Genomic DNA, 8,617 nt, shown 5'->3' with positions numbered 1-8,617 from the left:
CCCAAGCAGGAGCAGGCCGGCAATGTGCTGGAGGCCTCGGCGGGGCGCCCGTGGGCGGACGGGGTTTCGAAGCAGGACCAGGAGGCCGCGCTCGTGCAGTTCAGCGAGGGCAACGCCCTGCTCAAGGAGTCCATCTTCGTGCGCGCCGTGGAGAAGTACCGCCTGGCGCTCGCGCGCTGGAACCACCCGGCCATCCACTACAACCTCGCGCTGGCGCTGATGAACCTGGACCAGCCGCTGGAGGTGCACGAGCACCTGATCGCGGCGCTGCGCTACGGCCCGGAGCCGCTGGAGAACGAGAAGTTCGAGTACGCCCGCAACTACAAGACCCTCGTGGAGAAGCAGCTCGCGCGGGTGGACATCTCCTGCGACGCGGCCGGCGCCACGGTGACGATGGACGGCCAGCGCCTCTTCGTGGCCCCCGGGCGCTATGAGGGCCTGGTGCGCCCCGGCGCGCACCGCGTCGTCGCGTCGCTGGACGGCTTCCTGCCCAGCGACCAGAACCGCACCCTGCTGCCCGGCGAGACGACGAAGCTCGACCTCAAGCTGTTCACCTCCGACGACCTCATCCGCTACAAGCGCCGCTGGTCCGCCGCCATGCCCTGGCTGGTGATGGGCGCGGGCGTGGCCGTGGCGGGCGGCAGCGGCTTCCTCCACCTCCAGTCCCGCGACCGCTTCCGCGCGTTCGAATCCGGCATCGCCGAGTGCGGCGGCTGCGTGCCGCCCACCGAGGTCGCCGACCAGCGCTCCCAGGGCAACCTGATGCAGCGCGGAGCCTTCGCCGGGTACGCCGTGGGCGGCGCGGCCCTCATCACCGGCGCGGTGCTGGCCGTCCTCAATCAACCCCAGCCGTATCGCATCGACCCAGGCCAGGAGGAGGCGGTGACCGTGGATGTCACTCCCCTTCTTGGCGGCGGCTCGGGCGGTGCCCTGGCCACGTTCCGTTTCTGAGAGGTCACCCCATGCCTCGCGTCTTCGCATCCCCGCTCCCCGGCGGTTCCTCCCTGGCGCGCCTGTGGGTGCTGCTGGCCGCGCCGCTGCTGCTCCTCTCCGCCTGCTTCGAGCCCGCCACCGTGGACTGCCCCTCGGGGCTCGTCTGTCCCGCGGGCCAGCAGTGCGCCGCGAAGCAGGACGTCTGCATCCCGACGGACTGTGGCGACGGCATCGTCCAGGGCGGGGAGGCCTGTGACGACGGCAACATCCTCGACGGCGACGGCTGCAACCGCACCTGTGCCTCCGGCGAGGTGTGCGGCAACGGCATCGTCGACCTCGCCCGGGGCGAGAAGTGCGACGACGGCAACACCGTCAGCGGCGACAAGTGCAGCGCCGACTGCTTCTCCAGCGAGGTGTGCGGCAACGGCATCCTGGACGTGGCCGTGGGCGAGAAGTGCGACGACGGCAACAACACGAGCGGCGACGGGTGCAGCGCCGACTGTCTGTCCACCGAGGTGTGCGGCAACGACTACACCGACCCCACCAAGGAAGAGCGCTGCGACGACGGCAACACCGTCAGCGGCGATGGGTGCAGCGCCGACTGTCGCTCCCTGGAGAGCTGCGGCAATGGCTACCAGGACACCACCAAGGGCGAGAAGTGCGACGACGGCAACAACCTGAGCGGCGATGGGTGCAGCTCCGACTGCAAGTCCGACGAGACGTGCGGCAACTCCGTCATCGACGCCGTGAAGGGTGAGATCTGCGACGACGGCAACAACGTCAGCAAGGACGGGTGCAGCGCGGACTGCCGCTCGGCCGAAGGCTGCGGCAACGGCGTCCGCGACGGCGAGGAGCAGTGCGACAGCGGGGGCGAGTCCGCCACCTGCAACGCCAACTGCACGGTGCGCGTCTGCGGCGACAGCATCCTCAACACGACCGCCGGCGAGCAGTGCGACACCGGGGGCGAGTCAGCCACCTGCAATGCCAACTGCACGGCACGCTCCTGTGGCGATGGCGTCGTGAACACCTCCGCCAGCGAGCAGTGCGACAACCCGGGTCCCGTCAACAGCAGCACCTGTGACGCCGACTGCACCATCGCCTTCTGTGGCGACGGCTACCCCAACACCACGGCAGGCGAGCTGTGTGACACGCGGGGCAACTCCCTCACCTGCGACTCCGACTGCACGCCGGCTGCCTGCGGTGACCGGTTCCTCAACACCTCGGCGAACGAGCAGTGTGATGACGGTCCGAACTCGGCCGTCTGCGACGTCGACTGCACGCCCGTGGCCTGCGGCGACAGCGTCACCAACACCGCGGCGAAGGAGCAGTGCGACGACGGCAACTCCCGCAGCGACGACGACTGCCTCGACAGCTGCAAGCCCAACGTCTGCGGAGACACCTACGTCAACGTCTCCGGCCCCAACAACATCGAGGCCTGCGACGACGGCAACACCGCCACCGAGACCGCGTGCCCCTACGGCACCGCGAGCTGCCAGCGGTGCAACAACACCTGCAAGACCGTCCTCAACCTCCTGGGCAACATCTGCGGCGACAACGCGAAGGACGCCACGAACGAGGCCTGTGACGACGGCAACACCGCCACCGAGGACGCCTGCGCCTACGGCACCGCGAGTTGCAGCGTGTGCCGGTTCGACTGCAAGGAGGTCCTGTCGCGCGTGGGCAACGTCTGTGGCGACAACGTGAAGGACCCGAACCCGGCGAACGAAGCCTGCGACGACGGCAACAAGACCACCGAGACCGCGTGCCCCTACGGCACCGCGAGCTGCCAGAAGTGCAAGGCCGACTGCAAGGTGGTCCTCGACCTCGTCGGCAACGTCTGCGGGGATGGCGCGAAGGACCCGAACTCGGCGAACGAGGTCTGCGACGACGGCAACACCGACACCGAGACCTCATGCGCCTACGGCACCGCGAATTGCAACGTGTGCCGCAATGACTGCAAGGCGCTCGTGCCGGTCAAGGGGAACGTGTGCGGTGACAACGTGGTGGACCTGGCCCACGAGGCCTGCGACGACGGCAACAAGACCACCGAGGCCGCGTGCCCCTACGGCACCGCGAGCTGCCAGAGGTGCAGCGACGACTGCCAGACCGTCCTCAACCTCGTCGGCAACGTCTGTGGCGATCGCGTGAAGGATTCGAACGCGGCGAACGAGGCCTGCGACGACGGCAACACCCTGGCTTGCGGCTCCTGCAGCGCCGACTGCAAGGTGCTGACGCTCAAGGAGGCCACGGGCACCATCACGACTCCGGCGAGTTCAGGTCTGAAGGACGAGGAGACCTTCACCCTCAGCGATGGCATCAACCCGCCCGTCATCTTCGAGATCGATAGGAACGGAGCCCTCAAGAACCCCGCCGCCCGGGCCGTCGTCGTCTCGGGCGGGACCTCGGCGGCACAGATCGCCGTGGTCATCCAGACCGCCATCAACGCGGTGCCGGATCCGTTCGAAGTCCAGGCCTCGGTCGCCTCGGGTGCGAGCGTCGTGGACCTCACCCACAAGCTGAAGGGCTCGATTGGCAACCAGGCCATGACGGAGCAGGTCGCGGACCCGATCTTCAAGGTGAACGGGATGAAGGGCGGCGGCGGCTTCGACTGCCCGCCGGGCGCGGAGTGCGTGGGCAACCAGGACTGCGACCGCGAGCTCGAGCTGGTCTGCGGGGCCACCAAGACCTGCACGCCCCCGTAGCCCCTCCTCCCGGCCTCAGCGGCTCGCCGTCCCCGGCGGGCCGTCGCTGTCCAGGGCGGTGCGGGGATGGCCCGTGAGCTGGGCCCGGCGGTCTCAAGCGGTGAACGCACCACTTGGGTGCTCACCATGGCCCCCTGCTCGACGGGAGGCACTGGGTGCGAGGCCGAGAATAAACCGAAGCCCGGTTACGTCCGGAGCCCTCGTCGCGGAGGCGCCAGACCCGCATTCCAACGCCCGTTGGCGACCGCGTCCGTCCATGGACTCGGCGCAGCGGCTCCGTGCCAATGCAACCGGATGGACGACCACACCAGGAGCGATGCATGCAACGAAGCGAAGAGCAGCGGATGAACCGATGGCTGGGAGTCTGCCTCGGACTGTGGTTCGCGATGGGCTGTGGCCAACCCGCGACGGGGGATTCCGTCGAGGAGGCGTCGGTGGGCTCGCCCATCGTGCGCACGAGGCCGCGCGCCCGCGTGGCCGCGGGATGGGAGCATTCCCTGTCGGTGCGTCCGAACGGCACCGTGTGGGCGGTGGGCTCCAACGCCCGGGGGCAGTTGGGAAATGGCTCCACCACGAACAGCGCCGTGCCCGTGCAGGTGCAGGGGCTGACCGGGGCGACGGCGGTGGCCGCGAGCCGGGAGTACTCGCTGGCGCTCCGCTCTGGCGGCACCGTGTGGGCCTGGGGCGACAGTAGCAGCGGCCAGTTGGGCAATGGCTCCACGACGTTCAGCACCGTGCCCGTGCAGGTGCAAGGGGTGACGGGGGCGACGGCGGTGGCCGCGGGCGAGACTCACGCCCTGGCGGTGATGGCGGATGGCACCGTGCGGTCCTGGGGCAGCAACTCCTTTGGCCAGCTGGGCAATGGCACCACCACCTCCTCCTCCACGCCCGTGCAGGTGCAGGGGTTGACCGGAGCCGTGGCCGTGGTCGCGGGCTTCGATTTGTCCCTGGCCCTGCGCTTCGACGGCACCGTGTGGGCCTGGGGCGACAACCGCTCTGGCCAGCTGGGCAATGGCACCACCACCTCCTCCTCCACCCCCGTGCAGGTGCCGGGGCTGAGTGGCATCACGGCTGTCGCCGCGGGCGAGGATCACGTGCTGGCGGTGAAGCCCGACGGCACCGTGTGGGCCTGGGGCAACGCGTACGTCTCCATGGCCCCGTTCCCGCCCACCTCGCCCGTGCAGGTGCAGGGGTTGACCGGAGCCGTGGACGTGGCCGCGGGCAGCGGGTTCTCCCTGGTGGTGCGCTCCGATGGCACCGTCTGGGCCTGGGGCTACAACGCCGATGGCGGACAACTGGGCGACGGCACCAAGAGTGGCCGCACCACCCCCGCGCTGGTGCAGGGGTTGACGGGGGTCACCGCCGCCGCCGCCGGGCGGGACCACGCCCTGGCCCTGCGCTCCGATGGCACCGTGTGGACCTGGGGCAACAACGACTTGGGGCAGCGGGGAGATGGGACGCCCGCACGGCAGCTCCTGCCGGTGGCGGTGCAGGGGATGAGCGATGTGTCCTTCGTGGCGGCGGCCCCGTCCCACTCCCTGGCGCTGCGGTACGACGGCACCGTGTGGGCCTGGGGCGCCAACTTCGCCGGCCAGCTCGGGGATGGGACGACCACGCGCCGGGCCGCGCCGGTGCAGGTGTCGGGGCTCGGTGGCGTCATGGCTGTCGCGGCGGGTGGCGAGCGCTCGCTGGCGTTGCTCTTCGACGGCACTGTGTGGGAGTGGGGCAACGGCGGCGCCGTGCCGGCGCAGGTGGCGGGGCTGAGCGGCATCACGGCCATCGCCGCGGGAGGGGGCCACGCCCTGGCGTTGCGCTCCGACGGCACCGTGTGGGCCTGGGGCTCCAACTACGACGGGCAGCTTGGGAATCCTGGCGCCGGTTACGAGAGCGCCACGCCGGTGCAGGCATCGGGACTCGGTGACGTCGTGAAGGTGGCGGCGGGTGGCTCGCACTCCCTGGCGGTGCGCTCCGATGGCACCCTGTGGGCCTGGGGCGGCAACAACGGGGGCCAGTTGGGGGATGGCTTCAAGAACCGTCGCTACACGCCCGGGCAGGTGCAGGGACTGACCGGGGTGGTGAGCGTGGCCGCCGGCCGTGCGCACTCGCTGGCGGTGCGCTTCGATGGCACCGGGTGGGCCTGGGGCGACGGCGGGACGGGCACGCTGCTGCTCGCCAGTGGCTGGTACAGCCGCACCCGGCCGGCGCAGGTCGCGATGACGGGCCTGGTGGAGCTGGCCGGCGGCGGGAACACCTCGCTGGCCTTGAGCGCCACCGGTGCCTTGTGGGCCGGCGGCGACAACGACTGGGGGCAGTTGGGCAATGGCTCCACGTCCAATCCGCTCGCGCCGGGGCAGGTGCAGGGCCTGGGCGGCGGAGTCATCTCGGCCGCCGCGGGAGGCGACCACATGCTGGCCGTGCGTGATGACGGCACCGTGTGGGCCTGGGGCTACAACGCCGATGGCCAGCTCGGCCATGGCGTCCCCTCCGACGGAATCACGCCCAGCATCTCCCTGCTGTAGCCCGGTACCCACCTTCCAGGGAGGACGCTCTTGAGAGGAGGGGCCGCCCGTGACGCTCCCGCCCGGCCGGGGAGCAGGCCCGGGGCACGGTAGACGCATGGTAGAGGTGACGGTCCCATGAGCCCGCACCGCCGCGTCGTCTGCCTCGCCCTGTGCCTGCTGGCGGCCACCTCCGGCTGCAAGAAGGAAGCGCCCTCCCCCGCCGGGAGCGAGGGCGCCCCGCCGAAGCCGTCGGATTCCAAGCCCACCATCGGCCTCGTGCTGGGATTGGGAGGCCGGGGCGACCACGCCTTCAACGACTCCGCGCTGCGCGGATTGGAGCTGTGGGCCGCGGGGCTCCAGTACACGCAAGGGGGCTACCAGCAGGCCTCCGACCCCGACCGCCCGAGCCCGCTGGGCATCACGCCCATCGTCCTCCAGAGCCGCGTGGCCGAGGACTACGAGCCCAACCTCCAGCTGCTCGCCGAACAGCAGGTGTCGCTGGCGATGGGCGTGGGCTTCATGCTGGAGAACGCCGTGGAGGAGGTGGCCCGGAAGAACCCCAAGCTGCCCTTCCTGCTGGTGGACAGCCCGCTGCTGGACGCGAAGGGCCGGCCCCTCTCCCTGCCCAACGTGCGCACCGTCGTCTTCCGCGAGGAGGAGGGCTGCTTCCTCGCGGGCGCCCTGGCGGGCCTCGTGACGAAGACGGGCCGGGTGGGCATGGTGGGCGGGATGGAGATCCCGCTCGTGAAGCGCTACGAGGCCGGCTTCCGCGCGGGCGTGGCCGCGACGAACCCGAAGGCCACGGTGCTCGTCAACTACACCGGCAGCTTCACCGACTTCGCCCTGGGCAAGCAGGTGGGGCAGGACCTGCTGCTCAAGAACACCGACGTCCTCTTCGCCGCCGCGGGCGTGGACGGGCTGGGCGCCATCCAGGCCGTGAAGGAGGCGAGCGACGCGGGACGGTCCGTGTATGTCATTGGCGTGGACTCGGATCCGTCCCACCTGGCGCCGCAGGCGGTGCTGTCCGCCGTCCTCAAGCGCGTGGACCTGGTGGTGTACGAGGCCATCCGGGACCAGCGCCAGGGACGCCTCACGGGCGGCAACCTGTCGCTCGGGCTGAAGGAGGGCGGCATCGGCCTGGCCCCCGTGCGGCTGGACTTCCAGGGCAAGGCGGAGGCGCTGCGCACGGTGGACGCGCTCAAGGCCCGCATCATCTCCGGGGAGCTGAAGGTGCCCACCTCCCCGGGCGCGTCAAGCCCCTGAAGCACTGCGGCACGCTCCCCGCCCGGGAATGAACGTTGGCGCTGGCGTTACACGGAGGGCCCCTGATTTCTTGAATCCAGGGTGCCTCACTGGCGTACCGTCAGGGTTCACGGGGGGTGAAGCATGGTCGACATCCTCGGTCAAAGCCGCACCCATGTCCGGCTGCTGGACATGGTCTCCGCGGCGGCGACCCATGATGTGGAGGTCCTCATCCAGGGGCCCAGTGGCGTGGGCAAGGAGCTGTACGCGCGGCGCATCCATGAGCGGAGCCAACGGGCCGCGCATGCCTTCATCCCGGTGAACTGCGGCGCGCTGCCCGCGGAGCTCTTCGAGAACGAGCTCTTCGGTCACCGCAGCGGCGCCTTCACCGGCGCGCGCACGCGCACGCAGGGCCTGGTGGCCGAGGCCGAGCACGGCACGCTCTTCCTGGACGAGGTGGACGCGCTGCCCCTCGCCGCGCAGGTGAAGCTGCTGCGCTTCATCCAGCAGAAGGAGTACCGGCCGCTGGGCGCGTCGCGGATGCAGCACTCGGACGTGCGCATCATCGCCGCCACCAACGCGGACCTGCTGGAGGAGGCGCGCGCGGGCCACTTCCGCTTCGACCTCTTCTTCCGCCTGCGCGTGGTGCCGCTGGAGGTGCCGCCCCTGCGCGAGCGCCCGGAGGACATCCCGCCCCTGCTGGAGCACTTCCTCCTGCGCTACGCGGCGGAGTACGGCCGGCCCACCGTCACCTTCTCCGACGCGGCGCTGGCGCGGCTGTACGCCTACCCGTGGCCCGGCAACGTGCGCGAGCTGGAGAACTGCGCGCGCTTCCTCCTGTGCGCGCACGGAGGCACGCGGGTGGACGTTTCGGACCTGCCCCTCCTGCCGGAGCCGAAGCGCGAGCCGCCTCCCGCCGTGGCCGGCGCAGCACCCTCAGCCGCCTCCGCGCGCGAGCCCTTCCAGGAGGCGAAGCGCCGCGTGGTGGATGCCTTCGAGCGGGCCTACCTGGAGGAGTCGCTCGTGGCGCACGCCGGCAACATCGCCGCCGCGGCCCGGGCGAGCGGCAAGCACCGCCGCGCCTTCTTCGAGCTGATGCGCCGCCACGGCCTCACCGAGCGCTGAAGCCGGGGCCGCGAAGCCCAGGGGGTGGATGTTTTCGTCCACCTCCCCCTTCCCAGACATCACACGGGGTTGCGCGGGCGGAGGGTGGATGGATTCGCCCACCCCACGCCTCCC

At 70.8% G+C, this 8,617-nt stretch carries 5 protein-coding genes; all 5 read left to right on the top strand.

The window, feature by feature from the left end; all coding sequences use genetic code 11:
* A partial coding sequence (locus D7V97_RS35970; RefSeq protein ID WP_120615140.1) for a PEGA domain-containing protein occupies window positions 1-951 on the top strand: 951 nt, incomplete at its 5' end.
* 11 nt (window positions 952-962) lie between these two features.
* A complete protein-coding gene (locus D7V97_RS35965; protein ID WP_120615139.1) occupies window positions 963-3,635 on the top strand; it encodes a DUF4215 domain-containing protein in 2,673 nt (890 codons plus the stop codon).
* A 320-nt stretch (window positions 3,636-3,955) separates the two neighbouring features.
* Window positions 3,956-6,154 (top strand): RCC1 repeat-containing protein, encoded by a 2,199-nt coding sequence (locus D7V97_RS35960; RefSeq protein WP_120615138.1) that lies wholly within the window; start codon window positions 3,956-3,958, stop codon window positions 6,152-6,154.
* 117 nt (window positions 6,155-6,271) lie between these two features.
* A complete protein-coding gene (locus D7V97_RS35955; protein WP_120615137.1) occupies window positions 6,272-7,399 on the top strand; it encodes a BMP family protein in 1,128 nt (375 codons plus the stop codon).
* A 123-nt stretch (window positions 7,400-7,522) separates the two neighbouring features.
* Window positions 7,523-8,503, top strand: a complete 981-nt coding sequence (locus D7V97_RS35950; protein WP_120615136.1) for a sigma 54-interacting transcriptional regulator — start codon at window positions 7,523-7,525, stop codon at window positions 8,501-8,503.
* The last annotated feature ends 114 nt before the right edge of the window (window positions 8,504-8,617 follow it).

Source organism: Corallococcus sp. CA053C (assembly GCF_003611675.1).
Taxonomy (GTDB): domain Bacteria; phylum Myxococcota; class Myxococcia; order Myxococcales; family Myxococcaceae; genus Corallococcus.
Note: the sequence above shows the minus strand (reverse complement) of the source record. Positions and strands in the feature narration are given on the sequence as shown.

Coding starts and splice junctions, on each gene's coding strand:
- D7V97_RS35965 (WP_120615139.1), top strand. CDS start 963: ATGCCTCGCGTCTTCGCATCCCCGCTCCCCGGCGGTTCCTCCCTGGCG.
- D7V97_RS35950 (WP_120615136.1), top strand. CDS start 7,523: ATGGTCGACATCCTCGGTCAAAGCCGCACCCATGTCCGGCTGCTGGAC.
- D7V97_RS35955 (WP_120615137.1), top strand. CDS start 6,272: ATGAGCCCGCACCGCCGCGTCGTCTGCCTCGCCCTGTGCCTGCTGGCG.
- D7V97_RS35960 (WP_120615138.1), top strand. CDS start 3,956: ATGCAACGAAGCGAAGAGCAGCGGATGAACCGATGGCTGGGAGTCTGC.